Origin of the sequence: Chitinophaga sp. YR573 (assembly GCF_900110995.1) — a bacterium.
GTDB lineage: Bacteria > Bacteroidota > Bacteroidia > Chitinophagales > Chitinophagaceae > Chitinophaga.
Map to the genome: position 1 here is coordinate 2,023,226 of NZ_FOJF01000001.1, position 26,735 is coordinate 2,049,960.

The following is a 26,735-nucleotide window of genomic DNA, read 5'->3' on the forward strand; positions in this document are numbered from 1 at the left end:
TTTTGCGGTACAAACCTAGCTATTCTCCTATAAATATTGCATGCCTTTTTTGCACGAATGCTTCTGCCCCTTCCTGCATGTCCTTTGTCGCAAAGCAGGCCCCAAACTCTTCTATCTCCAGCTCGTAACTGTCTATATCCTTATCCAGCGCGGCATTCGCACATTTAATGACCCTGGCAATGGCCAGCGGTCCCTTGGTATGGATCTTCGTTAAGATCTCTTTTGCCTTGAAAATCAGTTCATCCTGGGCAACTACATGATTCACCAGCCCCCAGCCAAGTGCATCCATGGCATTGATCTGGTCTCCCGTCATCATCAGTTCCATTGCCTTTCCTTTTCCAATCAGGGCCGTCAGCCGCTGGGTACCACCATAACCGGGTATCAGTCCCAGGTTCACTTCCGGCTGTCCGAACTTCGCATTGGCAGATGCAATACGGAAGTGGCAGGCCATGGCCAGTTCACAACCACCTCCCAGCGCAAAACCATTCACTGCTGCGATGATGGGCTTTGGACTATCCTCTATACGTTTGAAAATAACATGTCCCTTTTTAGCGAGTTCAACACCCTGTGCTGCTGATATGGTCAGGAACTCTTCAATATCAGCTCCTGCTACAAAAGCCTTTTCCCCGGTACCGGTAATCACTGCACTTTTGATCTCCTTATTAGTATATATCTCGTCTACGGCCAATGCCAGCTCTGTCATCACCTGCTGATTCAGAGCATTCATTTTATTCGGCCTGTTGATGTAAATAAAGAAAATATTATCAGTGAGTTCTGTACGAATAGTCTGATACATGGTAACGCGGTTTTATTGGAAGGACTAATTTAAGCCATAAAAAGGACAATGCTATTCAACAAAAAATCCGGCCTCTTTAGAAGCCGGATCAGATGATTATAATCGTTTTACTTATTTCTTTTCCGGTAATGCCTCAGTTTGAATATTATGACAGCGTAGATTGGCAGATGTTGTTGATCATAAATATACTGCATCTGACTGTTTAGTTCTCTGATTTAGCTTGGGAATATGGGCTCAGCATTTGTTTTTCAATTTAACTTCACCTAATATTCACGTCAGATAAGGTGTATTTATCGATCAACAACATCTGGTGCGAAGATTATGTAATCAAACTGAGATACTACCTCTTTTCCCAATGTTTGGTCTTGCGTTCCCAATGTACTTTGGCCGAAGGATGAGATATCTCTTTTCCAAAATCATAACTGAGCGTAGCAAAGAACATTTTGGATTCCACATCTTTAGCAGGCTGGGTTGTTACACCATTGATAGTCTGTTTGTACTCCCTGTTAAAGAAGTTATTGGGATAGTACTGCACTTTCAATCCAAAACCCGGAGAAAAGCGGATACCTGCAAACACAGAAGGCATCAGTAAGGGTGTACGATTGCTGAACCATTCATTAAATTTGTGTCTTTTATCTCCGTTCAGGAATTGTTTCTCTTTATAATTAAAAGCCAGATCATAAGATCCGCCGGCAAAGAAGAAAGTACCACCCCTGAGATCTCCTATTTTAATACCCAGAGGAATACCTACTGTGTATACACGGCGTTTCAACTTTACAGAGTCATTCTCTTTAGTAATTAACCCTATATTTTTAAGGTTCAAGCCGGTAAAAATGCCAAAATGACGATCAAGATCATAGTTATAGTTATTCCCGACATTAAAGAATAATGTAAAACGCGGAATGTTATGGACACTTTCACCCGCATATTTAATATTTCCGAATGATAATAATGCACCATCCCCACCCCAGGTCATATAAGACCTGCTGTTATGGGTAATAGTAATATTCTCTTCCACAGTAATAGTCACCGTGGAATCTGTTTTATCCTGGGAAAAGGCGGTTAACTGCAACAGGCACAGTAAAATTGGCAATAGGTAAATCTTATGATTCATAACTGTTATTGGATGATTATACCCTGGAAAGACGACTGATCTCTGAAAAAGTTACAAAAATTTTAAAAATCTCTGTGAGCCGCCACCCATTCCCTGATATAAATGGCAATATCTTCTGTGCGGGTACCCGGAGGGAACAGTTTCCCTACCCCTAATTCATTCAGTTCATTCATATCCGTTTCCGGGATGATCCCCCCGCCAGTCAGCAGTACATCATCCATCTTTTTCTCTTTCATCAGGGCCATAATACGGGGAAATACCGTCATATGTGCCCCAGACAGGATACTGACACCGATGGCGTCCACATCTTCCTGCAAGGCTGCATTCACCACCATATCGGGAGTCTGCCGCAGACCTGTATAGATAACTTCCATACCGGCATCGCGCAACGCTGCCGCTATCACTTTAGCTCCTCTGTCATGGCCATCCAGGCCCACTTTAGCTACCAATACCCGCACCGGGCGATTCAGGGGTTTCTCCATAACGTTTGGGTTCTTAAGGGCTGTAATTTAGGATTTTTTAGCCCACAGACCATGAATCTGGGGACTACTGGACTTTTTACTACCTTTGCCGTCCGAAATATATAATCTATATGAGTGAAGAAAAGTCCCTGAATTTTCTGGAACAGATCGTAGAAGAAGATATTGCCAACGGTGTTAATGACGGCAGGGTGCTTACCCGCTTCCCTCCTGAACCCAATGGATACCTTCATATTGGTCATGCCAAATCTATTTGCCTCAACTTTGAACTGGCAAAGAAATACAATGGCCAGACCAACCTGCGCTTTGATGATACCAATCCTGTTAAGGAAGACACCGAATATGTGGATTCTATCAAACAAGACATCCAATGGCTGGGATTTCAATGGGCTCAGGAACTATATGCATCCGACTATTTTGAACAGATATACGAATTTGCAGTACAACTGATAAAGAAAGATCTGGCTTATGTGGATGATTCATCCGCAGATGAAATCGCCGTTTCAAAAGGGACGCCTACAGTACCGGGTACTCCTACTCCATACCGCAGCCGCAGTATAGATGAGAACCTGGACCTGTTCCTGCGTATGCGTAACGGTGAGTTCAAAGACGGGGAAAAAGTATTACGTGCAAAGGTAGACCTCGCATCTCCCAACATGCACATGCGTGACCCTATCATCTATCGTATCAAACATGCACACCATCATCGTACCGGTGATAAATGGTGCATCTATCCGATGTACGACTTTGCACATGGACAAAGCGATAGCATAGAGCAGATCACGCACTCCATCTGTACACTGGAATTTATACCACATCGTCCTTTATACAACTGGTTCATAGAACAGCTGGGTATCTTTCCTTCCCATCAGTATGAATTCTCCAGATTGAACCTTACGTATACTATCATGAGTAAACGTAAGCTGCTGGAACTGGTACAGGGTAACTTTGTAAGTGGCTGGGATGATCCCCGTATGCCTACCATCAGTGGCTTACGCCGCCGTGGTTATACTCCTGCCAGTATCCGCGCTTTCTGCGAACGTATAGGCGTACAGAAACGTGATAACCTGATCGATGTAAGCCTGCTGGAATTCTGTATCCGTGAGGAGCTGAATAAAACAGCTAACCGCGTAATGGCAGTACTGGACCCTGTGAAGCTGGTGATCACCAACTATCCTGCGGACCAGGTAGAAGAATTATCTGCTGAAAACAACCAGGAAGATCCTGAAGCAGGACGCCGTATGTTGCCATTCAGTCAGACTTTATACATAGAGCGTGAAGATTTTATGGAGAATCCTCCTAAGAAATTCTTCCGTCTGGGACCCGGTCTGGCAGTACGTTTGAAGAACGCTTACATCATCAAAGGAGAGAGCTTTGATAAAGATGAAAATGGAGAGATCACTACTATCTACTGTACTTATCTTCCCGAAAGTAAAAGTGGTGGAGATAACAGCGGATTAACCGTAAAAGGTACTATTCACTGGGTAAGTGCAGCACATGCTGCTACTGCGGAGATCAGACTGTATGACCGTCTGTTTAAAGTAGAAAATCCAGGTAGTGAAGAGGGCGATTTCAAATCATATATCAATCCTGATTCCTTACAGATCATTCCAAATGCATTCATAGAACCCGGACTGGTAAATGCCAAACCCGGTGAGCGTTTACAGTTCTTACGCAAAGGTTACTTTAGTGTAGATACGGATAGTACTCCGGAGAAACCGATCTTCAACAGAACGGTAACATTGAAAGATGCCTGGGCGAAAGAAGTGAAAAAGAATTAAGTAAAAAAAAGTCCGGCACTTGCCGGACTTTTTCATTTATGCATTAATCGCATCTAACCCTTTTACTATTCTTTCTATCGTCTCATGTTTTCCCAGCGTCTTTGCGATATTAAATACCGTAGGTCCAAACTTTCCACCACACAACATAATACGGAAAGGTAACTGCAACTCTCCTACTTTAATATTCATAGAAGTAGCCAATTGCTTGAAACTCTCTTCTATCGTCACTAAAGAAAAATCAGACATTGTTTCCAGCACAGATGCCCAGTCCATGAAGAACTGTGTTTTCTCAGCACTCCATTTAGGTTTTACTGCTGCTACATCATATGTCTCAGGGCGCTGGAAAAAGAAGAATCCATGGTCCCATAGCTCATTTACAAAATGACAACGTTCCTTGATCATTCCAGCTATTTTGGAAATATATTCCAGGCTGGCATTCTCCCCTTTTTCTTTCAGCACAGGCAGGAATAATTCCGCCAGTTTATCATTATCGGTCGCTACAATGTATTCATGATTGAACCACTTCGCTTTTTCGAAATCGAACTTAGCACCTGATTTATGTACACGCTCTAAAGAGAAACGTTCAATCATTTCAGTCATGGAGAAAATCTCCTTGCCAGTACCATCATTCCATCCCAGCATTACCAGCATGTTCAGGAATGCTTCCGGCAGGAATCCGATCTCTCTGAATCCTTTAGTGATTTCCTCTGTCTTAGGATCTGTCCAGTTCATTGCATATACCGGGAAGCCTAAACGATCGCCATCACGTTTACTCAGTTTACCATGACCATCAGGCTTCAGGATCAACGGCAGATGCGCCCATTTCGGCATGTCGGACTCCCATCCCAGGTATTTCCACAGCAGCAGATGTACCGGTGCAGAAGGCAACCATTCTTCCCCGCGGAAAGCATGTGTGATCTTCATCTGGTAATCATCCACTACTACTGCCAGGTGATAGGTAGGCATACCATCTGCTTTCAGCAATACCTTATCATCAACAGTATCTGTATTAAACTGTACATGACCACGTATCAGATCGGTAAAACCTACTTCCTCATTGGCCGGCATTTTTATACGGATCACATGAGGGGTACCTTTTTCCAGCAATGCAGCCGTTTCTTCTGCAGAAAGACTGACAGAGTTACGCATTTGTAAACGCGCAGCATGGTTATATTGCGGAGAAGGATTCTCTGCTGTTTTCAGTTTAGCACGCATCTCGTCCAGCTCTTCCGTAGTATCGAAAGCGTAGTAAGCGTAACCGCTCTTTACCAGCTGTTCAGCAAACTGACGGTACGTTGCTTTTCTCTCACTCTGTCTGTAAGGGGCAAACGGGCCACCTACATGCGGACCTTCGTCTGCATTCAAACCGCACCAGCGCAGGCACTCGATAATATACTCTTCAGCACCCGGCACATAGCGGGACTGATCGGTATCCTCTATACGCAGCACGAATTCGCCATCATGCTGCTTTGCAAATAAATAATTGAATAAGACCGTGCGTACACCACCCAGGTGCAGTCCGCCGGTTGGACTGGGCGCAAAGCGTACCCGAACTTTCTGTTGTTGCATAAGCGCAAAGGTAAAATATTGTAACTTCATTCCATGTTCTATCTTACTAAAACACCTGCTCTTCTTAAAACAATATATAAGAGCTGTACCTGGAATTTCTCCCCGGCAAAACCATCGGTGTACCTCACATTTGATGATGGACCACACCCTACTGCCACTCCTTTTATACTGGAACAGCTTAAAAAATATAATGCGAAAGGCACTTTCTTTTGCATAGGTAAAAACGTGATAGAATACCCGAATGTTTACCAGCAGATCCTGGAAGAAGGACATACTACCGGTAACCATACCCATAATCACCTGAATGGCTGGAAGACCAGTACCGATAAATACATGGAAAATGTGATGGAAGCCCGTAAGTATATCACTTCTCCCCTCTTCAGACCTCCATATGGAAGAATTACTCCCTTTCAGATAAAACAGATAAAGAAACTCATCCCCCAGGCACAGATCATTATGTGGGATGTTTTAAGCGCTGACTTTGATACCAGTATAAACGGAGAGGAATGTGTACAGAATGTGGTATTTAAAGCGAAGGCGGGGTCTATTATAGTGTTTCACGACAGCACGAAGGCATGGGACCGTTTAGAATATTGTTTGCCGCGGGTACTGGAATATTTCAGTAAACAAAAGCTGGCAATGGAAGCTATTCCTTATTAGAACTTAATTAGAACTTAACTAGAACCTATCAGAAATAGAAAACCCAGGTTCCAAACTCCGTACTGGCATTCGCGCTTTCTGGTGATTTGAACCTGGGTAGTTATTTTATCAGATTACCTTATTTAGGTAATCCTATGGTTTTAACTTTATCTCCGATGCTGATAGTAGCAGAGTCATCACATACTCCGTTACCATAATCGATGGTAGCCTGAACAGATTTCAGCGTTAATACCGCCTTTCCTTTACCAATCCACGCACAATCAAACTTTCTTTCCAGTGCAGATGAATCACTTACAGCTGTGATAGCAACATTACCACTTGGGTAAGTAAGGGTATCAGAACCAGAGAAGGTATAGATATCATCAGCAACATCTGTAGTACCTGCACCTGCTGTTTGAGTAATAGTGATATTACTACCATAGGTTATCACAACTGTATCCAGTTTGATCGAACCATTTTTAACCTGTGTGGTATATTTATAAGCATCGTTGGTACCTACGTTGGTAATCACTTTTGTGCCACTAACACTGACACCATTCACGGTATAAGTTACTGGTTGAACAGTAATTGTAGCACCTGGATAACGGAAGTAACCGGTAAAGATAAATTTAACAACACCTGCACGGGTACGACCGGAAGCATCAGCACAACCGGTACCAAAGCTTACAGTTACTGTTTTAGGCCAATGATCGAGCGTAACGTCATCGGTTTCAGCAGTATAACACTGACCCAGTTTATCGGTCAGATCAACTTTACCGGATTTACGGCCGGTTTCGCTTAAGCCTTCACTTTCACTGATCTCTGCAGCAATGCTGAACAGATCGTCATATATTCCACTTACAGATGCCTGATCGGCAGCAGCGGCTATGGATAAATTATCATTAGCATTAGAAGGAGCTGCATCACTTGAAGTCTTTGTACACGCAAAAAAAATGGTGGCCATTAGCAGCAGGGCGATAACACCCGCAAGGATACGGTTAAAGCAAAAGTAGCTTCTCATAGAATAGTATAGTTTTAAAAGAGGTTTTCCGGCCGTACTTTTGTACGGAGCTGACAATAATATTAAAATTATACAAATATAATATATTTACTAATCCTATAAAAAAATTTAATATTTAAATATGCAATGGATTGATACGCATGCACACCTGTATGAGGAGGAATTTGCGAAAGACAGGACAGAAATGGTGGAACGCGCACTGGCAGCCGGCGTATACCAGTTATTATTACCTAATATAGACAGCAGCACCATTACCGGTATGCTGGCTCTGGAGGCTCAGTTCCCCGGAGTTTGCCACCCCATGATGGGTGTACACCCCTGTTATGTGAACGAAAATGTAAACCAGGAGCTCAATATTGTACGTGAATGGCTGGAAAAACGTCCTTTTAAGGCTATCGGGGAAATTGGCCTCGATTTTTACCATGATACTACCTATACCGAACAGCAATACAAGGCTTTCCGCGAACAGCTGGACCTCTCCCGGCAATATAAATTACCGGTCTCTATTCATGCCCGGGAAAGCACCCGGGAGTGCATAGACGAAGTGAAAGCCTTGCAGGATGGGCGTTTATCCGGTGTATTCCACTGTTTTTCAGGCACTTTGGAGCAAGCCAAAGAGGTAATCGACCTTGGTTTCTACCTGGGCATAGGCGGAGTGGTGACATTTAAGAAGGCCGGACTGGATAAATTATTAGAACATATAGACTTACAATATGTTATCCTTGAAACGGATGCACCCTATCTGGCGCCGGTACCATATCGGGGTAAACGAAACGAAAGTGCATACATTCCATTGATAGGTGAAAGGATTGCAGATGTAAAAAATCTAACAATAGGAGAGATAGCTGCGATTACGACAAGTAATGCGCTGAAATTATTTAAAACTAACTAACCATTAAGGCGGTACATTTGCAGCCAATTTGGAACAGCAGCAATGAGTAAGATCCTTATTATCTACACAGGGGGCACAGTAGGGATGATCTACGACGAAAAGACCAAGGCTTTACGCCCCATCGGTTTCAACGAAATACGTAACAATCTGCCTGAGCTATACCGCATGGGCATTGACTTTTACGTATATGCCTTCAATCCGCCTATAGACTCTTCAGACATGCAACCTGAGATATGGGTGGAACTGGCGTCCATCATCGAAGACCGGTACGACCGGTACGATGGGTTCGTTATCCTGCATGGTTCAGATACCATGTCATTCACGGCCTCTGCCTTGTCCTTCATGCTGGAGAACCTGTCAAAGCCCGTCATTCTTACCGGTTCCCAGCTGCCCATCGGTAAGATCCGTACAGACGCTAAAGAGAACATTATCACTGCAATGGAAATCGCTTCTACCCGGCACAATGGCCAGGTGGTAGTTCCTGAGGTCTGCATTTATTTCGACTTTGCACTCTTCCGTGGCAACCGTTCCAAGAAATATAACGCTGAAAAGTTCGAAGCCTTCTACTCCATGAATTACCCTCCTCTGGCGGAAGCGGGCATAGACATCAAATACAAAACCCAGTTCGTACTCCCGGCTCCTGACAAACCGTTGAAAGTCCACAAACAGCTGGATGACAACGTCACCGTCCTGAAGATGTTCCCTGGTATTACCCGCAAAGCGGTGGAAGCTATCCTTAGCGTTCCCGGACTACGTGGTGTAGTCCTCGAAGCATTTGGCAGTGGTAATACGAATACACAACCCTGGTTCATTGAAAGCCTGAAGAAGGTCATTGACAAGGGTGTGCTGGTAGTAGACATCACACAATGTGATGGAGGCTCCGTAGAACTTGGCAAATATGAAACCAGTCAGCCTCTCCAGCAGATTGGAGTTATCAGTGGTCATGACATGACTTTCGAAGCGGCAGTCACCAAACTGATGTTCGTATTAGGCCAGGGACTCGACGCCGAAGCAACAAGAAGCATGATTGAAACCTCTCTTCGCGGTGAACTGACCCCTATAAATCACGATTGGGAATAATTTGGGAAATATGACCGGAAAGGTTACTTTTGCAATCCCGTATTAAAATCAACAACCGGAAAGGTGCAGGAGTGGTTGATCTGGCTCGCCTGGAAAGCGTGTATACCGCAAGGTATCAAGGGTTCGAATCCCTTCCTTTCCGCAAACATAAAGCCTTCAAGTCGAAAGATTTGAAGGCTTTATTAATTTGAGATTTAATTTACTAACTGTAAGGATTTCTCCTTCTCTAAGGGATGATAAAAATCAAGCATAAATATTAGTTAGTCTGAACAAAACTAATTCAGTCGATCTCGCTCCTCAGTAGTGACTCCAAATATTATGGGTTCAAAATATTATCAGCCTAATGAGCAAGGAATCTGGTTTTTATGTTTCAGCCGGCCAAATATAGTTGCCGGAAGAATATTGAATTGCTTTACAAAACTTCTTATATCGTCTTCACTGAAATAGGCGGCTGCTAATATTTTCACTTCTTCATCTCTGATAACGTCCATTTTGTGGCAAATTCATCAGCTTCCTTTTCTTTGATGAGATCTTTATCGGAGTACTCTACCTTCTCTAAAAAAATATCTTTTTTCCCATGTAAGAGAATATGCCCTGCTTCGTGAAAGAAAGTAAACAAAAAGTTCTTACTATCGTTATACTCCCCTGATAATTGAATCAAAGGAGTATCGTTTAGCCATCGTGTTGAACCACTTATGGGAGCTTTATTGATAAGGGGAGTATGCACTATTTTCACACCAGCTTCCAGGCAAATATTTTGTAATTGACTAAAAACATCAAATTTGCCCCTAATTGATTTCAACTTTGGTAATGCTTCTTTAAACTTCTTTTCTGAATAGTCCTTTGCTTCTAACTCCATTGCTTGTAATTCGCCTTTACGAAGCCATGCAGATATAGCATACGGTTCGCTGGTTTGTGCAAGAGAAATCCGGAAAGCTACTTTAAGTTGCTGATTAAAATAATAGTCTTCCCAGGCTGTGTGATTAGAGAAGCCAAAGAAAGCAAGCATCTCCATTGTTTTTTCCTGAATAGTATTTACAGATGGTAACCAGCCTTTTTTTATCATTTCTGCCAAAGGAAATTGCTTTGCCCATTCCACCGCTTCCTGAATAACTGCTTTCCTTTTTTCTCTTGCAATAAATTCATCATAGTTTCTCTGGTGGTTCATCCAAAAATTAGCGGGGATCCTAGTAGCACTCTCAAATTGGACTGCCATATCAGGGGTAATGGAACTATCTCCTTTGATTATGGCAATTATAGTTTTTTCAGGCTTCCCTGTACGAAGGGCGAATTCTTTTGGTCCCATAATCATTTCTTCCAGTTTCTCCTTTAAGGTCTCCCCTGGATGAGGAACTGATTGTGGATAGTATTGATTTTGCCTGACCATTATTATTTTTCTTTATGATAGTTAACTATTTCTTTAACTTCTATTCCTGTAATCTCCATCCAAACATATTGACCATGTTCATTAGTGGGAATAGGCTTCTCGTGAGGTGTAAACACCAATCTGTACGGTTGGTCGAGATCGCAGGCCCATTGTCCTTTCCGGTTGTTGGTAAGTTCATGGAAATTCCCGGGCAGGTACCTTACTTCTTCAAGATTGGTTGCAGACCTTAATTGTGCCAGCCTGGCTTTGATTTTCTCTGCCCGGAGCTTACCAAACTCTTTTAGACGCTTCCGGTCATTATTAGCCAGTTCTTCTAATTTTTTATCCCTAAAAGTAATATCCACTACAAAGATAATTTAATTTTAGTTAATAGAAAGTGTAAGTTAAATAATTGAACAAGTGAGGCAACTATCCTTCGGTCGTATTGACCTATTTATATGCACTTTATTTACGGAATATTGGTTGGTCTTCTTAAACCAGAAACAAGCGTTTCTATATTAATAGCGTTTTTTATAATCATGAAAATGTCTTTTGTGGTTAACCTATTTGTTAACTAAAATAAAACATTTTCTACTATTCCTGATAGAAATGAATCGATAAACATCTGAATATCAAATAGATTCTGAATAAACCGGATCAAAACTTGTCCCCGCAACCCCCAAGCTTTAAAGCCTTCAAATTGAAAGATTTGGAGGCTTTTTTGTTACCTGCTCCTTGACTGTCCATCAAGTGAACGATGGATCAAGTCGAAACTATTACATATAAAGTAAGTAAGAACTGGAAAGCATCATCAATCCTCAGTATCGGTAAAAGAGAATATCTTCTCCTCAACAAACTCACTGAATACATTGGAATACACAAGGTTCTTATTATTACGTCCAAACACAAGTCTGCAATCGGTTTTAAACGTACCCTGATAGTGCTTTACTTTAGATAATATTATTTCACCCAGCCTTATAAGAATTGTTGGCTGTCCCGTTCCGCAGCCGCTTTCTTCATCTAAATTTCTTCCTATTTGTATCCATTGTCCCTGCCGGTTTTCAATTCGCGATGCAGAAAATATACAGAAAAACTACTCCCCAATAATACAACGGAATCGGAGATATTCTTAATGGTAAAAATGGAAGAATGATAATTCCGGGTTGAATCGAAATTTATTTTTCCATCTTCAGAATAATACTCTGTCGGACAATTTACTTCAAACGTAGTATCTACTTGTATTTGTAAATTTTTATCTGAGTAAATCCAACATGGAATCACTCCTTCCTGCCAGCGGGGAATAGGTGTATATCGTCTGCTATATCTTTTACTGATGCTAATTGTATCCTTTACAGGACCGATATAATAGATAAGAAAATCTATTGTATGTTGCTCCTGCAATGCCCCTAATGCTGAAAGATGTCACTGTTCACGGTATCGGTACAGGTAGTTGCATGGCATTAGAAAATCTTGTACGTGCAGTTGATAAAGCACTCATTAAGCCAGTTATTGATACTCGTTACTCAATGGTAATAAACTTGTAAGCTATCCTGTTTGTAGAAACACATATTGAAAATACGAGCTCCGTTACAAGTCCCCAGAATACTTGTCATTCAGGAGATTTTTAACGGAGCTCGAAAGCTATTTTTGAGACGCTTTCTTTTTTCTGAAGATATATTTTTATTCCCTGGGAGTGTATATGATAAACGCAGTTCGACCATTATCGTTCCATACCTGAAGTGCGCCAGTCTCTCCTGCGTGTTTCACAGAAAGCCAGGCAAGATTACCTGCCCCTTCACCTGAAGTAAAACCTATGGGAAGACTGTAATCATAACCGGAAGGGGTGTTGGGGCTCCAAACAGATGTATAAATGAAAAAGCTTGTTGAGCCGTTATCATTCCATGCCTGTACAAATTGTGGGGCATTAGAAATGTTGCCTCTAACGGGAATTAAGCCTGTATTGCCGGCACCTTGCGTAGTCCGCCCTCTAAAATATTCTATGTAATGTCCACTTTCAAAATGATGGATAATGTAGCCAAGTCTACCGCCATCGTTCCAGCATTGTACGATCTCTGATATACCATCATTCTCAAAATCAGTAACGAAGAAACCTACTGCGCTAATACCATTGTTTACTTGCGTGAAGTCAGAGAATAGTTCATAACCGGTGCCTGTAGAACGATAAACAATTATTCTAAGATTGTTATTATCGCCCAATATCTGTGCGATGTCTGTTTTACCATCACGATTTATATCAACTGGAAATAAGCCTGCGGAATTAGCTGTTGTCGGCATAACGGCTTCCCAGGTTTTTACGAAGCCTGTACCAGTAGATCTGAGGACATTTAAAGCCATGTTGTTATTGGCATTCCAGCATTGGATAAGGTCTGCTCTACCGTCTCCGTCATAGTCGCCGGCTACGAAACCTATAGAAACGGCACCAGCGTCGTCAAGGTTAGTTGTTTGGTTGCAAATAGAAGTAGGCTGACCGGGGCTGGCCAGGTTGTGTACATAGATTCCAAGCAGCCCATTATTATTATATGGCTGAAAAACGTCTGTGTGACCATCTCCGTTAAAGTCGCCGGCGTAAAACCCCAGGTTGTTGCTGACCGTAAAGTTGGATGTCTGTTTGTAAGTTTTAGGCATAGATGCAGCCAACGTACCTACAGTAGAGGCTATGCCATTGTTTTTAATGCGGGAATCTGCTTCTTTTTTACAGCTGAATAGTACTGCTGATAAACAGAGCAATGTTAAACAATTGAATGTTTTCATGTTTGGGAATTGGAAGTGTTTAAGTTGGGAATTTGGGTTATAGGATAATGTTAGATATGTGTATTCAGATTAACGGCCTAAAAATAGGAAAAATAGAAATACAAAGTTTTTTCCGTGGTATAACATCGTTTTGAATAATCTTAAATTTATCAGGATGTGGTTTAGAATGTGTATATGAAATAAAGAAATGATTACTAATAGTTAATGAATATGATAGGCCCCTTTTTCGTTTTTAGAGGGATACCTGGGGCTGCAGATTTAAATGGGAATAATTAAGAATGATTATGCCTGATTATTCCCCTTTTTGTTTAGAAGTAATTAACAACCTGCCTGTCTTTTTTTCTAAGGTAAAGGGGCGCCAACCACCTGGGGGATCCCATTCTCCTTCTCCATAAATATTATCTTCATCAAACCTATTTATGATTACGCCATCAATCCCAAGATTACTGTTTTCCCATAAAATCTTCCCTTTTAATTCAATACAATAAAGGCCATTGGCATCGGCAACATAGCAAAGATTATTTTCAACATAAAGATGCCCAAAATATCCTCCCATTTCCATTCTAAGTACATTCATTCTGTTCAATAAGTCAAACACGTAAAAATAATTTTCATGTCCTACTATGAGAAAATTACCTGTTATCTGTGCTTGTTTAAATGGGCTACAATGAAAAGTATATTTTATTTTAAATACAGATATATTGCCGCCATTCACAATTATTAAATATTCTTCCTGGTTAAGATTAAAAGAATCGGGGCCGGAAATTAATATTGGATCCAAATTCAGATCATTCGGGATAGTGTATGAAAAAGAGAAATCCATTGTACGAGTTTGTATAACAAATGATTATTTCAAAATTTTTCAGTCTCTGAATCTGCGTTACCCTTATCCAAATATTCTCTGCTTTTTATTCCATATCTCCCAATAATCTTCTTTTGCTTTAGCATTTAAAAAGGAAGCATTTATCAGTTTAAGTACTTCTGTATTGTAAGACTTAAACTTCTGGTAAACATTAGATCTTACTTTTTCCGGAATATTTAACAGAATACCAAGAGCCTCAAAATCTCTTAGTTTAATATTCTTCTTTTTCCCGCTAAGCAATAACGCCAATTCTTCCTGATCTTTTGGAAATACAAGGTTTACATTCAATAGATCGTAAGCAGGGCTCAATGCAATCCTATTTTCAAGATGCAACAGGGAGAAGTTTTTAAGGTGCATATCATTATTTCCAGTTAGATAACAGAAAAGGAGTAGCTCAAAATATTTTAGCACATCAAGTCCGGAATTTGTACAATATGTCAGAATTAATTTACCAGCTTTTTCATAAGATCCTTTGTACTTATTCTCTGTTGGGAACTCAGATAGTTGACAGAAGTCTTCAACGTGAATCTTTTTTCCATTTATCCTATCAAAACGCCTGGCAATGTAAACAAGGCTTCCGTCGGTAGCCCTGAGCAGTGTATGATCACAAACAGCAATGCCAAATATTTCTGCCAGGTGCATTGTAAGGTCTTCAGTTTCCGGCATAGCGGTAAATTCTTCATGCTGAGGCTTCAATATGTATTCTCCCCATAATCCTACGATTGTAAGTCTCCCATTCCCCTTATTTTTCTCCAGCATAATAGACAACTTAGGCTGAACTCCTGTTATTGCTATATGCTGGCTAATCGTCTTTTCTGCCAGGTCTTTTAATAGTTGTCTATCCATCTTCAGCTCAGGCATTATTTCAGTATCAAAGAATCGTTTTGAACACCTGGTATGGTATTCCTCATTTCCAGCATCCTTATAGCAGAATAAACAATTGGGCATATTATTCAGTTTCATTTTCAGGTACTACACTTACCGCACCAATGGCATCCTGGCAGGTAAGTAATAATAATTCAAAGCGATCATTACCTTTAACTTTCCAGTGATCTTTGGCTATATTTAATAGCCAGCCTTCAGGAATTAATCCATCAAAAAAGGCAAACAGCGTGAAACTATGGAATGCTTCCTTTCTTAATGGCATAGTCAGACTTATGGGTTTTGCAGATTCATCAGCTAAGTAATCTTTATGGTAGACAAATTGATAACCTGCATCGGATTCTATAATGAAACCGGCAAGTACGCTACCATAATATACTTTTCCTGTTTTACTCATGATTCCTTGATTTAGGCGCTGGTATGAGTTCCATTCCAAATAAGGTCAGCAACTGATTGACCTTGTCCATACGCATGGATGTTTTGCCCTGCTCAATTTCCCGGATAAGGCGTAATCCCAGGCCTGACTTCAAAGAAAGCCCCTCCTGCGTCAAGCCGTTCTCTTTTCGCTTAGCCTTAATAGTTTTTGACAAAAGGGTCATTTTATACCTTTTAGGGTATAAAAATACGGAATTATTTCATTTTATACCTTTTAGGGTATAAAATGACTGTAAATATTGTGATTATACCCCAAAGGGTATAATCAGGAAAAAAATGGCACCTCTTCCCCCTCCTTACCTCCTTGCTGAAGTATTCCGTAATGAAAAAAGTAGCCGGATAATCCGGCTACTTTTAGTTTATTCATGATAGTTAGGTTGACCAGCTAAATTTAATTTACCTTATAAGCGATGATGCGATTGGTACTGAATGATGGAACATACAGTGTTTTAGTTTTCCCATCGTAACTGATATCATTGGCCATTATTCGATTGGCACGTGTATCTAATAGAACCTGCTTTGTCCCATCAGCCTTCACGTAATATAAAATACCCGTGTAATTACTTAGAATGAACTCGTCTTTAGCTATCATCACTATACCGTCAAGACCGTTTTCAAAGCCATCTGCAATTTTTGTAATTTCCTTATTGGCATTTACTCTTTCGAAGATCGCTGAACCTACCACGTACAAATCATCACCAACTGTCAACAACCCATTTGCCCCCGGTATACCTTCGAGATATAGCAGAGGTTTATCATCTTCTATCCGGTAGACTTTACCTGTACGCGTATCGCTTACATACACTATTCCTTTTGAATCTATTGCCAGATCATTTAACATCACTGCGCCTTCAATCGGTATGCGTTTAATGATTGATCCTTTAGTAAAATCAATAACAGCTATGGCTGATGTTTCAGCGGTGTAAAATAATCCGTTGTAAATGGCCGATCCCTTGTTGGATTTGAGACCACTTAACAATTCACTTTTAATGATCTTTCCGGAAAGGTCCAATTGTACAACACTACCGGAATTCATACTTGAAATATAAAGCGACCTGGACTTTGCGTCAAATAGAGCCGATTCAGGTCCTTTCAATGTGAGCGAATCAGATTCCCATAATTTTTCTAAACGGGGTTGCGCCATCATTGGCAGACCGATAGACAACAAGACAATGGATAGTAATAGCTCTTTCATATCATTACTGCTTTATCGGTGCTTCTACATTAGAGAAGTTTAAAACAGCCTGCGGTAACCGTAAGCCCTTTATCGAAATGCCCTCTAATTCCTGGTTAAAAAGTTTCCATTCGTCAGCAGTGAACTTTACATCCCCAGCTGCGCTGTTTTCCAGCATGTGTGCCATCTGGGTAGTTCCTGGTATAGGAACGATCCACGGCTTTTGTGCCAGTAGCCAGGCTAGTGATACCTGACCGGGAGTAGCTTGTTTCCGGTCAGCCCAGGTCTTTAGCAATCTGACCAATGCCAGGTTATTGGGCAGGTTTTCGGGTGAAAAACGTTCCTCAATACCGCGAATATCACCCGGAGCAAACCGTGTATTAGCGTCAATTGCCCCGGTTAAAAAACCTACACCAAGCGGGCTCCAGCAGACAAAGCCAATGCCCAGTTCTTCGCACAGCGGGATAATTGTCTCTTCAGGCCCGCGCCATAAAAGTGAATATTCATTCTGAATAGCTGTAACGGGGTGAATGGCATGCGCGCGTCTTACTGTTTGCGGGCCAGGTTCCGAAAGTCCATAATGCAGTACTTTACCTTCATGAATCAGGTCCTTGATCGCACCTACAACATCTTCGATAGGCACAGTCGGGTCTACCCGGTGCTGGTATAAAAGGTCGATGCGGTCGGTACGAAGTCGTTTCAGCATGGCTTCAACAACGAGTTTAATATGATCAGGCTTACTGTTCAAACCGGGCAACCGCTGTCCTGTAGCCTGATCAATGTTCCAGCCATACTTTGTCTCGATCACAATCTTATCACGGAAAGATGAGACAGCATCGCCCAATATCCGTTCGCTTTCAAACGGGCCGTAAGCCTCCGCCGTATCAAACAGGCTAACACCCCGGTCGTAGGCTTTCCGGATAATATTGATCATTTCCGGGCGTGATGGTATTGTTGTCTGATAGGTACGGGGCATATTCTGTACACCAAGACCGATACCTGAAACTTCAAGTTTGCCTCCAAGCTTACGACGTCCGGGTGCTGGGCTTGTTGTTTCGCCCGACATACCAGTCACCAGGTTTCTAGCACTGCTGTTTGATACCAGCAGCGAACTGCCGGCTAATGTTAAGCCTGTTTTTAAAAGGTTGCGACGGTTCATTCTATCGATTTTATTAGTGTTGCTGGTTAGTATTGTTATTGGTCATTTTAACTGGCCTGAGCAATTGCGAGAAGGTAAGAGAACCCATTTTCCATTTACCTTCTTCTTTAACGTAAACCTCTGTCACCATAAAAGAATGTACTACTTCATTGCCACCTACCACTGCCAGCAAATCGATATCGTTTAACAGGATGGCGGTATTACCAAAGATATTTACCGAGGCCCCATACACTGCAGCTTTCTTGTACCAGATCATACCGCCCTTAATGGTATTCAGCTCCTGAGTTTTACCCCAGCTACCTCCCATGTGAACGAAAACGCATTTATCAGTAAACAGGCTTTTCAGCGTATCGACGTTTTTGTCGGCCATCCATGTCCATTTGTTCCTGGAAAGGTCGAGGATTTCCTGTTCCTGTTTGGTTGGTGTTGTTTCACTGTTTGGTAAATTCGCCTGGGCACGGCACAACGGGATGCCGAAGACCAACAAAACAATGGCTATAAGTATTTTTCTCATGCTCGTACATTTAAGGTTTATAATTAATAACCAAAGCTTAGTCCCATATAACCAAAACCCGGCGCAGACACTTGCAGACAACTTTTTCTTAATTGTCTTTTTCCCATGTTTTAATTTTAGTTGTTCAGCTTACGCTCACCCAGCCATTTAACCATCTTTGGATCACGATGATCAAAGAAGCTGCTGGTATTGCTATCCAGCGTTTTGATCTCCTCCATCTCCTCTGTAGTTAGTTTAAAGTCAAGGCTGTTGAGGTTTTCGGCCATGCGTTCTTTTTTTACCGACTTAGGAATAGCCACAACACCTCTTTGAGCAAGCCAACGTATGACTACCTGGGCGATGGACTTGTTATACTTTTCCCCAATACCTTTCAGTAGTTCATTTTTAAAAATGTCATTCTTGCCTTCAGCGAAAGGCCCCCATGATTCGATCTGCACATTGTTTTCCTTCATGAATTGCTGTGCATCATGTTGCTGATGAAAAGGATGAATTTCCACCTGGTTAACAGCAGGTACTACCTCGTTATTGATGATGAGATCGATCAACCTGTCGGGGTGAAAGTTGCTGACACCAATAGCACGAACCTTTCCCTCCTTATAAAGTTCCTGCATCGCCCGCCATTCACCGTAAACATCCCCAAAAGGCTGGTGGATGAGGTATAAGTCGAGATAATCGAGTTGGAGCTTCTTCAATGAGTTCTCGAAAGCTTTTTTTGTTCCTTCATACCCATTTGCTTGTATCCACAATTTGGTAGTAATAAACAGTTCTTCGCGGGCAATCCCACTTTGTTTAATAGCTTTACCAACCGCCTCCTCATTCATATAGGATTGTGCCGTATCGATCAGCCGGTAACCGGTTTCAATCGCATCGATCACGCTTCTCTCACATTCAGCCAGATCTGTAACCTGGAATACACCAAAACCCAGAATCGGCATCTCAACGCCATTATTTAATTTTACTTTTTCCATTTGCCTTTTTTATTCTACAGCACAAAGGTCATACCTTATGCTTCAAAAAATAGGATACAGATTCCGGAATGTTGTACCATTTTTACTGATACAGTTTGTAGCCATAAGCTTCTGAAGGATAAAGTGCTAAATTTGATTGACAGAAAATTTAGCATATGGAGAAGATGCTTCGGTTCAACACAATCAGCGACTACAACGCCTTTAACAACAATGCAACCAAACACCCGCTGGTGAGCGTGGTGGATTTCACAAAGGCAGCTCCGCGCCAGGGCCATAAAATGTATTTCGGCTTTTATACGATCTTTTTGAAAGATGTGAAATGCGGGGATATGATGTATGGCAGGCATACCTACGATTATCAGGAAGGCACACTCGTATTTATGGCACCCGGACAGGTAGCAGGTGTAAACAGTAATGGTGAATTCTATCAACCTAAAGGTCACGGTCTGGTTTTCCACGCAGATCTGATTCACGGTACCTCTTTGGGCAAACGTATTGCGGACTATAGCTTTTTCGGCTATCAGTCAAATGAAGCGCTGCATTTATCCGAAAAAGAGCGCAATACAATATTGGACTGTTTGAACAAGATTGATGATGAACTGGAGCAGTCCATCGATAAACACAGCAAGCGGCTAATCGTGGCCAATATCGAACTTCTGCTGGAATATTGCGTGCGTTTCTACGAAAGGCAGTTTATCACCCGCGACCATGTAAATCTCGGGATGCTCGAAAAATTTGAGGAGATACTCAACAATTACTTTGAAACTGACAAACCGCAAACCATTGGTCTGCCGTCGGTAGCCTATTTCGCTGAAGAACTTCATCTTTCAGCTAATTATTTTGGTGACTTGGTAAAAAAGGAAACCGGAAAAACCGCTTCTGAATATATCCAGTCAAAACTAATCGATATTGCTAAAGAGAGGATTTTTGATACAGACAAGACGGTCAGTCAGATCGCATATGATCTTGGTTTTAAATATCCGCAACATTTTGCCAGGCTATTCAAACAAAAGGTAGGGAAGTCGCCGCTGGAATATCGCTCACTTAATTAAACTTTTTCGTATTCAAGATTTGCGTTGACTGCTTTAACAATCGAATCCCTTCCTTTCCGCTTAAAAGGGACAAATCATCAAAAGATAATTTGTCCCTTTTTCTTTGTCTGATAGTTCCTTAAAAGTTTAGAATGGCCAGTAATTAATAAAATAGCTGCTAAGCAGCCCTTAAACTGCATTCAGGCAGCAGGTTAACAGGAGTTAGACAGGTTTATACCCAACTAACCCCTGTTAACCACCTGTTGAACTCCTGCTTAGCCTATATGACTCCCCTAAGACACTCCTAATTTGTATTTAACCTAAGACATCTGATATCGCTCTTTTCAAAATATCAACAGCTTCCTGTAATTCTGTTGTATTCAACGATGCAAAACCCAGTCGTATAGCATTGTTCTTATAGTTTTTATCATAATAATAATCTGTTCCGTCACTAATTACCAATCCTAATTCAGCCGCTCTTTTAGCCACTTTAACAGGATCAAGTATATCGATGTATTGTATCCATACAGCAAATCCACCGTCCGGAATACGGAAAGAGATATACTCGCTTAAGTGTTGCTGTAAGAGATTACAAAGGATATCACGTCTCTCATGATACAACTTATTCGCTTTTTTGAGATGACGTCCTATATCTCCGTTCTTTAATAAATTGGCTAACGCCTCTTCCAATAATTGCTCACCCTGACGATCAATTAATTTCCGGAGCCTGGTAGCTTGTATAAGAAAGTTTTCAGGGGCTACCATAAACCCAATCCGGATACCAGGTGCAATGGTCTTACAAAAGGAGCCGATATAAACAACACTTCCATAATAATCAGCACTTGCCAGCGGTAATATAGGACTGCTGGAATAATGGAAATCGTAGTCATAATCATCTTCAATAATAGCAAAGCCATACTTGTGTGCCAGTTCCAGTAAGCGCATCCGACGCTCAGAACTAAGCGTAACAGTTGTAGGAGTATGATGATGAGGGATCACATATACCAACCTTACCTTTTTCCGTTTACAGATCTTTTCTATTTCATCCAGATTGATCCCCTGATCATCTACAGATACCAGTTGCAGCTTAGCACCCGCATGTTCAAATACTTTGTTGGCACCGGAATATCCGGGGTCTGCGACAATCACAATATCATTTTTGGTAATCAGTACCTGACTGGTCAGATAAATAGCCATCTGAACACCTTTGGTGATCAGGATATCATCAGGAGAAGCCCTTATACCACGCGTTTCAGCAAGGAAACGTGACAGTTCATTTCGCAAAGCCTCAGAGCCCTGCTCCGGGCCATACATCAGGTATTTATGCGTAAAACGGTAGCTGGCAAACCGCCGGTATTCCCTTACCAGTAAATCCACCGGAGCAATACGCGTATCCGGAAATCCATCATTAAACACCAGGTTTCTACCAGGCATTTTTACAAACTGATCAGCCTCAGTAATCCTGTTATCTACCACAAAATTTGTCTTGGCCGCCAGCCTGTTTTCACTTGCAGAAAGAGGTTGGGCTGTAACTTCCGGTAAGTTATTAGCCACAAAAATCCCCTTTCTGGGATATACTTCCACCCAGCTTTGCGCATACAATTCATCATACGCAGCAATAATAGTTTTCCGGTGCACCTGTAATGCTTTGGCAAGCACACGGCTTGCCGGCAATGCCTCTCCGGGCTTTAAATGACCCTGCCGGATATAAGCAATAATGCCATTGGCTACCTGTAAATAAACGGATACCGCAAGCTGCTTATCTATAACTAACAAATTTTCAATGGGTGACATGCTGGACTACCTTATTTAGTTGATCAGGACTACTAACATAGTCCAAAGGTATCATACTTTTGGTCTTGAAAACACGTACACATGAAAACAAGAATGAACATCAATCAGGCAGAGCCAGCCATTTATAAAGCAATGGCCGTTGCTGACAACTATTTACCGGAATTCCAGCTGGACAGAAAACTACAGGAACTCATCAGGATAAGAGTTTCCCAGATCAATGGGTGCGGTTATTGCATCGATTACCATAGCAATGACGCTTTACAACTCGGAGAAACACCTCAGCGGCTTTTTGCACTGGCTGCCTGGTGGGAAACACCTTTCTTCAACGATGAAGAACGGGCTATTTTAAAACTGGCAGAAGAAGTGACTAATATTAGTCAGCATGGCGTTTCAGATAACACTTATGAAAACGCATTACAGCTCCTTGGAGAGCAAAAGTTAGCACAAGTGATCTTCGTTACCATCACCATTAACAACTGGAACAGAATAGCCATTTCCATGCACATGGTAGCCGGTGAATAATTAATCTTAAAATGACCTTAAGTATGATTTGCACTACCTGCGGGACCCAGTATCCTCAAACACCCGAACGTTGTAACATTTGCAATGACGATCGCCAATACATTAACGTAAACGGGCAATCCTGGATTTCTTTTGATGAACTCAGAGATAGACACGAGATGACTATTACCCAGGTCTGCGACAAGTTATATAGTTTACAAATGGATCCCGGCTTCGCATTATCCAATAGAGCCCTTTTAGTACAGTCTGCAAGTGGTAACATTCTATGGGATTGTGTACCGCTGCTGAACGACAAAACAATAGCGTTCATAAATTCCATAGGGGGATTGAAGGCAATAGCTTTCTCTCATCCTCACTATTATAGTACCATGAATGAATGGGCAGCAGCATTCAACTGCCCCATTTATATCCACGAAAATGATAAGCCATTCATTGAATACTTTACAGCATCTATCCATCTATGGAATAACGAAAACTTACATCTATGGGATGGCATCAGCATCATCCACACCGGAGGACACTTCCCCGGAAGCTGTGTCTTAAAAGTTCCTTTTTTATCCGCACAGGGAACTATTTTATGCGGAGACAGTATTTACATCTCCCCCAGCAAACGCCACACAGCAGTCATGTACAGCTACCCCAATCAGATATTACTTTCAAAATCTGAGTTCTCCGACTTCTACAAAAGAACGGCAGGATTAAGCTTCGACACCATGTACGGGGCTTTTAAAAATCAGGATCTCGAAGGAAATGCGATGCAGGTATTTACGAGTTCAATGCAGCGGTATATAAATACTTATGGTTGATAACAAAAAAGGGAACAAACATCAATATGATGCTTATTCCCTTTTCAGATTCCTTTATACAACCATTGCTACAGTATTATTAATGCCCAATGCTGTGAATGTCAGCGGGCCTACAATACCATCTACTTCAAGCCCTTTTTTGTGTTGAAATTCCTTTACAGCCGCAAGAGTAGCACTCTGGAATACTCCATTTTCTTCCAGTTTAGGATTAGCTCCTTTTTTATTAAGCGCTTTCTGGACAGCTAATACAGCACTGCCTGCATCCCCATTACGAAGGTATGAACCAGTAGTAAATTTCGGGTCTGCAATACGCGGCTGATTCACTTCTTCCTGAATAACACCTAATAATTCCGTCGTTACTTTTCCTGTGATTGCTAAATGATGTTTCTGTTGAAACTGCCTTACCACATTTTCTGTTTCAGGACCGAAATCACCATCTACAGTAATTTTGAAATGCAGATCGAACAGCATTTTTTGCAAAACCACTACATCAGTACCAGAATCTCCCCGTTCCAGGATATCATTACTATTGAGAGGAGACGCGTTTTCAAGGGCAAGAGGAGAAGCAAAACCGCGTACTGAAGATCTGTTTCGTGTCCGTAACATCACTTCTCCACCATCACTATCATTACCCTGAGTTGTATTACCTTCCCATGCTTCAAATTTCGTTTTTCCTGCATCTACCCATCTTACAAAAATACCCGTATGATCGCAGACACCATCACCATCCCAGTCATATAAAACTATGTCTGCAGGCTGAGGATCTTTTGTTAACCTACCCTTTCTTTTCCAGAAGTTGTAACCGGACTGACAAGCCTGATAACCATGTACGCTATCGATTTGTTCCAATGGATTACCCGCATGATCATACACAAAACTTACAAAAATGGCACACCATTTTACACCATCAAGACCATACCATTTACCATATTTTGTTTTGTTTGATTCCCTGGGAGATTCTTTTGTACCATTTTCAGCTGCTGCTGTAATGAGAATTGATTCACGAGACATAAAAAACATTTTTGAGGTTAATAAATTATGATGGAATTTTTCCACTCTTTAACTGGAATTTGAGCCATTTGGATTCATCTGGTCTGGCCATAATTATAATAAGTTGTGTAGTACAAACAATAATTGAGCGCTACATGTTGAGTTGGGGTATAAATAAACAGAATCTCTTTCAAGGTAGGACTAAGCTCATTTTCAAAAAATACCAACAAGTTTGTATTTTTTTGATCTGCTAAAAACGTAAAGCCTGCTCTTGGAGCAGGCTTTACGTTTTTAAAATATATAAGATATACTATCTCGTTTGTCCAAGAGGTCTCAATACCAGCTCATTCACATTAGTATTCCCTGGCTGACTGATCGCATAGATCACCGCATTCGCTATCGCTTCTTCATCCATTCTGACAAAATTCTCCAGGTTACCATACAGCGCCCTCACCTTCGGACTCGTAATATCATGTCCTAATTCAGAATGTGTAGCACCGGGATAGATAGTGGTTACTTTTATCGTCTGTGCTACTTCTTCCCGTAAAGCCTCCATAATAGCCCGTACAGCGAACTTGGTCCCGCTATACACACCAGTGCTCGGCAAAGTCTTTAAACCAGCCACGGAAGACGTGGTAAGAATATGCCCCTGTCCTCTTCCCTGCATATGAGGCAGCACGGCATTAATACCATATAACACCCCTTTAATATTAACATCAATCATCCGGTCCCACTCTTCCACAAGCCCTTCATCAAAGAAAGAGATTGGCATAATACCCGCATTATTCCATAACACATCCACATGCCCAAACCGCTCTATTGCCTGATGAATCAGGTTATCCAGGTCTGCGCGTTTAGTAACATCTGTTTTTACATACATGGAGTTCTCGCCCAACTCCGCTACCATTGCCTTTAACTGATCTTCCCTACGCGCTGCCAACACAACTTTAGCACCCAAAAGAGCCAGCTTACGGGCAGTAGCTGACCCCATGCCACTGCTGGCACCGGTAATAACAACGACCTTGTCTTTAATATTTTCCATTGTATTATATGTTTTATAATACAAAGTTAGCCAGAGGAGTAAGCGCTAAAATTATGCGAATCAAATCAATACTTATGATCTGACAACAATTTGCCGGCGGAAATGATTAGGGGTTTGACCAGTTTGTTTCTTAAAAAAGATATTGAAGTTGGAAGGATGCTCAAAACCCAGGCAATAGCCTATTTCTGCTATATCCCAGTTACTGTGAAGCAGTAAAGTCTTCGCCTCTTTAATCATCCTCTCTGTAATATGTTCAGAAGTTGTTTTACCAGTCACTTCTTTTAAAGACCTGTTCAGATGGTTCGTATGTATAGATAACTGATGCGCAAATTCGCCGGCATTCTTCAACTGGATAACATGCTGAGGGGATGTAACAGGGAATTGCCTTCCCAGCAACTCAAGAAATAAATCTGAAATACGGTTAGATGATGATACCGTATGAGCAATCTCAGGTGGTTCAATCTTTAACGCTTCATGCATAAGGATCTGTACATAACTGCGCAGTAATTCATATTTGTTTTTATAGGGAGATGCCAGTTCCTTCAGCATCTGCTCAAAGATGCCTATCAGAAAATCCATTGATTGCTGTTCCGGGAACAATACAGCATTGCCATTAATCCGGAATAAAGGAGACTCAGAAAGACTATCCGCGTTCAGTTGCTTATTAACAAACTCCTCTGTAAACATACAAAAGTAACCCTCCTGCCTTTCAGACAATCCCTCCCAGGCATAAGGAATCATTGGATTACCAAAAAAGATGGCATTATCCTTCACATGGATCACTTTATCTGCATATGAAATCACCCCTTCCGTGTTGAGAATCAGGCAGATCTTATAAAAGTCACGCCTACAGGGTGGAGAAGAAACACCCTTATAATGCCTATCCACCTTATATACATTAAACTGCCCTGCATCAGAATAATCCTTCCCAAGACGCTCCAGATAATCTCTCACTGTTTCTGTTTTCCTCATTTGCCAAAGTTATGCAATTCAAATATTAAAATACTCAGGACGAAAGTTGTAACTTCAAATTCCAAAAGATGCCTA

27 protein-coding genes and 1 tRNA gene are annotated in these 26,735 nt (G+C 41.5%); 8 read left to right on the top strand and 20 right to left on the bottom strand.

What is annotated here, in order from left to right; genetic code table 11:
- Positions 1 to 19 precede the first annotated feature (19 nt).
- The 3 genes from BMW86_RS08505 to BMW86_RS08515 form a co-directional block, all read right to left on the bottom strand.
- A complete protein-coding gene (locus BMW86_RS08505; RefSeq protein ID WP_089780850.1) occupies positions 20 to 796 on the bottom strand; it encodes an enoyl-CoA hydratase/isomerase family protein in 777 nt (258 codons plus the stop codon).
- 340 nt (positions 797 to 1,136) lie between these two features.
- Complete coding sequence (locus BMW86_RS08510; protein WP_089780852.1) at positions 1,137 to 1,910, bottom strand: porin family protein; 774 nt, start codon at positions 1,908 to 1,910, stop codon at positions 1,137 to 1,139.
- Positions 1,911 to 1,972: 62 nt separating this feature from the next.
- Entirely contained in the window at positions 1,973 to 2,392 is a 420-nt protein-coding gene (locus BMW86_RS08515; RefSeq protein WP_089780854.1) for a cobalamin B12-binding domain-containing protein, read from the bottom strand.
- Positions 2,393 to 2,502: 110 nt separating this feature from the next.
- On the opposite strand from BMW86_RS08515, the gene BMW86_RS08520 reads away from it, so the two are divergent.
- The gene (locus BMW86_RS08520) at positions 2,503 to 4,170 is read left to right on the top strand and encodes a glutamine--tRNA ligase/YqeY domain fusion protein (protein ID WP_089780856.1); all 1,668 of its coding nucleotides are present in this window, start codon (positions 2,503 to 2,505) and stop codon (positions 4,168 to 4,170) included.
- 36 nt (positions 4,171 to 4,206) lie between these two features.
- Here the strand turns inward: BMW86_RS08520 and gltX are convergent, their stop codons facing one another.
- On the bottom strand, positions 4,207 to 5,739 hold the full coding sequence (gene gltX, locus BMW86_RS08525) for a glutamate--tRNA ligase (protein ID WP_089783604.1): 1,533 nt from the start codon (positions 5,737 to 5,739) through the stop codon (positions 4,207 to 4,209).
- Positions 5,740 to 5,772: 33 nt separating this feature from the next.
- On the opposite strand from gltX, the gene BMW86_RS08530 reads away from it, so the two are divergent.
- Entirely contained in the window at positions 5,773 to 6,399 is a 627-nt protein-coding gene (locus BMW86_RS08530; RefSeq protein WP_089780858.1) for a polysaccharide deacetylase family protein, read from the top strand.
- A gap of 118 nt (positions 6,400 to 6,517) precedes the next feature.
- On the opposite strand, the gene BMW86_RS08535 is transcribed toward BMW86_RS08530, so the two are convergent.
- On the bottom strand, positions 6,518 to 7,399 hold the full coding sequence (locus BMW86_RS08535) for a hypothetical protein (RefSeq protein ID WP_089780860.1): 882 nt from the start codon (positions 7,397 to 7,399) through the stop codon (positions 6,518 to 6,520).
- A 121-nt stretch (positions 7,400 to 7,520) separates the two neighbouring features.
- Here BMW86_RS08535 and BMW86_RS08540 point away from each other — a divergent pair, with 121 nt between their 5' ends.
- The 3 genes from BMW86_RS08540 (at position 7,521) to BMW86_RS08550 (ending at position 9,513) form a co-directional block, all read left to right on the top strand.
- Positions 7,521 to 8,291 carry a TatD family hydrolase gene (locus tag BMW86_RS08540; protein ID WP_089780862.1) on the top strand — a complete coding sequence of 257 codons (771 nt, stop codon included), beginning with the start codon at positions 7,521 to 7,523 and terminating at the stop codon, positions 8,289 to 8,291.
- Between the two features lie 42 nt (positions 8,292 to 8,333).
- Entirely contained in the window at positions 8,334 to 9,371 is a 1,038-nt protein-coding gene (locus BMW86_RS08545) for an asparaginase (protein ID WP_089780864.1), read from the top strand.
- Between the two features lie 57 nt (positions 9,372 to 9,428).
- Positions 9,429 to 9,513: transfer RNA gene (locus BMW86_RS08550), tRNA-Ser, on the top strand.
- Positions 9,514 to 9,834: 321 nt separating this feature from the next.
- Here BMW86_RS08550 and BMW86_RS08555 read toward each other — a convergent pair.
- The 11 genes from BMW86_RS08555 to BMW86_RS08615 all read right to left on the bottom strand — a co-directional run bounded on the left by BMW86_RS08555 (position 9,835) and on the right by BMW86_RS08615 (position 19,503).
- The gene (locus BMW86_RS08555; RefSeq protein ID WP_218149130.1) at positions 9,835 to 10,758 is read right to left on the bottom strand and encodes a HigA family addiction module antitoxin; all 924 of its coding nucleotides are present in this window, start codon (positions 10,756 to 10,758) and stop codon (positions 9,835 to 9,837) included.
- Between the two features lie 2 nt (positions 10,759 to 10,760).
- Positions 10,761 to 11,102 (bottom strand): type II toxin-antitoxin system RelE/ParE family toxin, encoded by a 342-nt coding sequence (locus BMW86_RS08560; protein ID WP_089780866.1) that lies wholly within the window; start codon positions 11,100 to 11,102, stop codon positions 10,761 to 10,763.
- A gap of 1,315 nt (positions 11,103 to 12,417) precedes the next feature.
- Positions 12,418 to 13,509: an FG-GAP repeat domain-containing protein gene (locus BMW86_RS08575; protein ID WP_089780874.1), complete on the bottom strand. Its 1,092-nt coding sequence runs from the start codon at positions 13,507 to 13,509 to the stop codon at positions 12,418 to 12,420.
- 292 nt (positions 13,510 to 13,801) lie between these two features.
- Entirely contained in the window at positions 13,802 to 14,332 is a 531-nt protein-coding gene (locus BMW86_RS08580) for a hypothetical protein (protein WP_089780875.1), read from the bottom strand.
- 63 nt (positions 14,333 to 14,395) lie between these two features.
- Positions 14,396 to 15,334, bottom strand: coding sequence for a HipA domain-containing protein (locus BMW86_RS08585; RefSeq protein WP_255372877.1), 939 nt, complete (start codon positions 15,332 to 15,334; stop codon positions 14,396 to 14,398).
- Entirely contained in the window at positions 15,321 to 15,650 is a 330-nt protein-coding gene (locus tag BMW86_RS08590; RefSeq protein ID WP_089780877.1) for a HipA N-terminal domain-containing protein, read from the bottom strand. Before BMW86_RS08590 ends, BMW86_RS08585 begins: the two co-directional genes overlap by 14 nt.
- Entirely contained in the window at positions 15,643 to 15,852 is a 210-nt protein-coding gene (locus tag BMW86_RS08595) for a type II toxin-antitoxin system Y4mF family antitoxin (RefSeq protein ID WP_089780879.1), read from the bottom strand. The genes BMW86_RS08590 and BMW86_RS08595 overlap by 8 nt, the downstream gene beginning before the upstream one ends.
- Before the next feature lie 227 nt (positions 15,853 to 16,079).
- The gene (locus BMW86_RS08600) at positions 16,080 to 16,883 is read right to left on the bottom strand and encodes an SMP-30/gluconolactonase/LRE family protein (RefSeq protein WP_089780881.1); all 804 of its coding nucleotides are present in this window, start codon (positions 16,881 to 16,883) and stop codon (positions 16,080 to 16,082) included.
- A gap of 4 nt (positions 16,884 to 16,887) precedes the next feature.
- Positions 16,888 to 18,021, bottom strand: a complete 1,134-nt coding sequence (locus BMW86_RS08605; protein WP_089780882.1) for an aldo/keto reductase — start codon at positions 18,019 to 18,021, stop codon at positions 16,888 to 16,890.
- A 13-nt stretch (positions 18,022 to 18,034) separates the two neighbouring features.
- Positions 18,035 to 18,535, bottom strand: coding sequence for a nuclear transport factor 2 family protein (locus BMW86_RS08610; protein WP_089780885.1), 501 nt, complete (start codon positions 18,533 to 18,535; stop codon positions 18,035 to 18,037).
- A 116-nt stretch (positions 18,536 to 18,651) separates the two neighbouring features.
- Entirely contained in the window at positions 18,652 to 19,503 is an 852-nt protein-coding gene (locus BMW86_RS08615; RefSeq protein WP_089780887.1) for an aldo/keto reductase, read from the bottom strand.
- Positions 19,504 to 19,658: 155 nt separating this feature from the next.
- Between BMW86_RS08615 and BMW86_RS08620 the strand changes: the two genes are divergently transcribed.
- Positions 19,659 to 20,555, top strand: a complete 897-nt coding sequence (locus tag BMW86_RS08620) for a helix-turn-helix domain-containing protein (protein ID WP_089780889.1) — start codon at positions 19,659 to 19,661, stop codon at positions 20,553 to 20,555.
- 294 nt (positions 20,556 to 20,849) lie between these two features.
- Here BMW86_RS08620 and BMW86_RS08625 read toward each other — a convergent pair whose 3' ends face one another.
- Positions 20,850 to 22,328 carry a MocR-like pyridoxine biosynthesis transcription factor PdxR gene (locus BMW86_RS08625; protein ID WP_089780891.1) on the bottom strand — a complete coding sequence of 493 codons (1,479 nt, stop codon included), beginning with the start codon at positions 22,326 to 22,328 and terminating at the stop codon, positions 20,850 to 20,852.
- An 81-nt stretch (positions 22,329 to 22,409) separates the two neighbouring features.
- Between BMW86_RS08625 and BMW86_RS08630 the strand changes: the two genes are divergently transcribed.
- Together BMW86_RS08630 and BMW86_RS08635 are read left to right on the top strand one after the other, a co-directional pair.
- Positions 22,410 to 22,850, top strand: a complete 441-nt coding sequence (locus BMW86_RS08630; RefSeq protein WP_089780893.1) for a carboxymuconolactone decarboxylase family protein — start codon at positions 22,410 to 22,412, stop codon at positions 22,848 to 22,850.
- 23 nt (positions 22,851 to 22,873) lie between these two features.
- Complete coding sequence (locus BMW86_RS08635) at positions 22,874 to 23,656, top strand: MBL fold metallo-hydrolase (protein WP_143056526.1); 783 nt, start codon at positions 22,874 to 22,876, stop codon at positions 23,654 to 23,656.
- 54 nt (positions 23,657 to 23,710) lie between these two features.
- Here BMW86_RS08635 and BMW86_RS08640 read toward each other — a convergent pair whose 3' ends face one another.
- From BMW86_RS08640 to BMW86_RS08650, 3 genes are all read right to left on the bottom strand, one after another.
- Positions 23,711 to 24,667, bottom strand: coding sequence for a C40 family peptidase (locus BMW86_RS08640; RefSeq protein ID WP_177189199.1), 957 nt, complete (start codon positions 24,665 to 24,667; stop codon positions 23,711 to 23,713).
- Between the two features lie 289 nt (positions 24,668 to 24,956).
- Entirely contained in the window at positions 24,957 to 25,688 is a 732-nt protein-coding gene (locus BMW86_RS08645) for an SDR family oxidoreductase (protein ID WP_089780899.1), read from the bottom strand.
- Between the two features lie 72 nt (positions 25,689 to 25,760).
- Positions 25,761 to 26,660, bottom strand: coding sequence for a helix-turn-helix domain-containing protein (locus BMW86_RS08650; protein WP_089780901.1), 900 nt, complete (start codon positions 26,658 to 26,660; stop codon positions 25,761 to 25,763).
- Between the last annotated feature and the right edge of the window lie 75 nt (positions 26,661 to 26,735).

Excerpts from the sequence above, each read along its gene's own strand:
- BMW86_RS08505 (WP_089780850.1), bottom strand. The coding sequence starts at position 796 with ATGTATCAGACTATTCGTACAGAACTCACTGATAATATTTTCTTTATT.
- BMW86_RS08510 (WP_089780852.1), bottom strand. The coding sequence starts at position 1,910 with ATGAATCATAAGATTTACCTATTGCCAATTTTACTGTGCCTGTTGCAG.
- BMW86_RS08515 (WP_089780854.1), bottom strand. The coding sequence starts at position 2,392 with ATGGAGAAACCCCTGAATCGCCCGGTGCGGGTATTGGTAGCTAAAGTG.
- BMW86_RS08520 (WP_089780856.1), top strand. The coding sequence starts at position 2,503 with ATGAGTGAAGAAAAGTCCCTGAATTTTCTGGAACAGATCGTAGAAGAA.
- gltX (WP_089783604.1), bottom strand. The coding sequence starts at position 5,739 with ATGCAACAACAGAAAGTTCGGGTACGCTTTGCGCCCAGTCCAACCGGC.
- BMW86_RS08530 (WP_089780858.1), top strand. The coding sequence starts at position 5,773 with ATGTTCTATCTTACTAAAACACCTGCTCTTCTTAAAACAATATATAAG.
- BMW86_RS08535 (WP_089780860.1), bottom strand. The coding sequence starts at position 7,399 with ATGAGAAGCTACTTTTGCTTTAACCGTATCCTTGCGGGTGTTATCGCC.
- BMW86_RS08540 (WP_089780862.1), top strand. The coding sequence starts at position 7,521 with ATGCAATGGATTGATACGCATGCACACCTGTATGAGGAGGAATTTGCG.
- BMW86_RS08545 (WP_089780864.1), top strand. The coding sequence starts at position 8,334 with ATGAGTAAGATCCTTATTATCTACACAGGGGGCACAGTAGGGATGATC.
- BMW86_RS08555 (WP_218149130.1), bottom strand. The coding sequence starts at position 10,758 with ATGGTCAGGCAAAATCAATACTATCCACAATCAGTTCCTCATCCAGGG.
- BMW86_RS08575 (WP_089780874.1), bottom strand. The coding sequence starts at position 13,509 with ATGAAAACATTCAATTGTTTAACATTGCTCTGTTTATCAGCAGTACTA.
- BMW86_RS08580 (WP_089780875.1), bottom strand. The coding sequence starts at position 14,332 with ATGGATTTCTCTTTTTCATACACTATCCCGAATGATCTGAATTTGGAT.
- BMW86_RS08585 (WP_255372877.1), bottom strand. The coding sequence starts at position 15,334 with ATGAAACTGAATAATATGCCCAATTGTTTATTCTGCTATAAGGATGCT.
- BMW86_RS08590 (WP_089780877.1), bottom strand. The coding sequence starts at position 15,650 with ATGAGTAAAACAGGAAAAGTATATTATGGTAGCGTACTTGCCGGTTTC.
- BMW86_RS08595 (WP_089780879.1), bottom strand. The coding sequence starts at position 15,852 with ATGACCCTTTTGTCAAAAACTATTAAGGCTAAGCGAAAAGAGAACGGC.
- BMW86_RS08600 (WP_089780881.1), bottom strand. The coding sequence starts at position 16,883 with ATGAAAGAGCTATTACTATCCATTGTCTTGTTGTCTATCGGTCTGCCA.
- BMW86_RS08605 (WP_089780882.1), bottom strand. The coding sequence starts at position 18,021 with ATGAACCGTCGCAACCTTTTAAAAACAGGCTTAACATTAGCCGGCAGT.
- BMW86_RS08610 (WP_089780885.1), bottom strand. The coding sequence starts at position 18,535 with ATGAGAAAAATACTTATAGCCATTGTTTTGTTGGTCTTCGGCATCCCG.
- BMW86_RS08615 (WP_089780887.1), bottom strand. The coding sequence starts at position 19,503 with ATGGAAAAAGTAAAATTAAATAATGGCGTTGAGATGCCGATTCTGGGT.
- BMW86_RS08620 (WP_089780889.1), top strand. The coding sequence starts at position 19,659 with ATGGAGAAGATGCTTCGGTTCAACACAATCAGCGACTACAACGCCTTT.
- BMW86_RS08625 (WP_089780891.1), bottom strand. The coding sequence starts at position 22,328 with ATGTCACCCATTGAAAATTTGTTAGTTATAGATAAGCAGCTTGCGGTA.
- BMW86_RS08630 (WP_089780893.1), top strand. The coding sequence starts at position 22,410 with ATGAAAACAAGAATGAACATCAATCAGGCAGAGCCAGCCATTTATAAA.
- BMW86_RS08635 (WP_143056526.1), top strand. The coding sequence starts at position 22,874 with ATGATTTGCACTACCTGCGGGACCCAGTATCCTCAAACACCCGAACGT.
- BMW86_RS08640 (WP_177189199.1), bottom strand. The coding sequence starts at position 24,667 with ATGTCTCGTGAATCAATTCTCATTACAGCAGCAGCTGAAAATGGTACA.
- BMW86_RS08645 (WP_089780899.1), bottom strand. The coding sequence starts at position 25,688 with ATGGAAAATATTAAAGACAAGGTCGTTGTTATTACCGGTGCCAGCAGT.
- BMW86_RS08650 (WP_089780901.1), bottom strand. The coding sequence starts at position 26,660 with ATGAGGAAAACAGAAACAGTGAGAGATTATCTGGAGCGTCTTGGGAAG.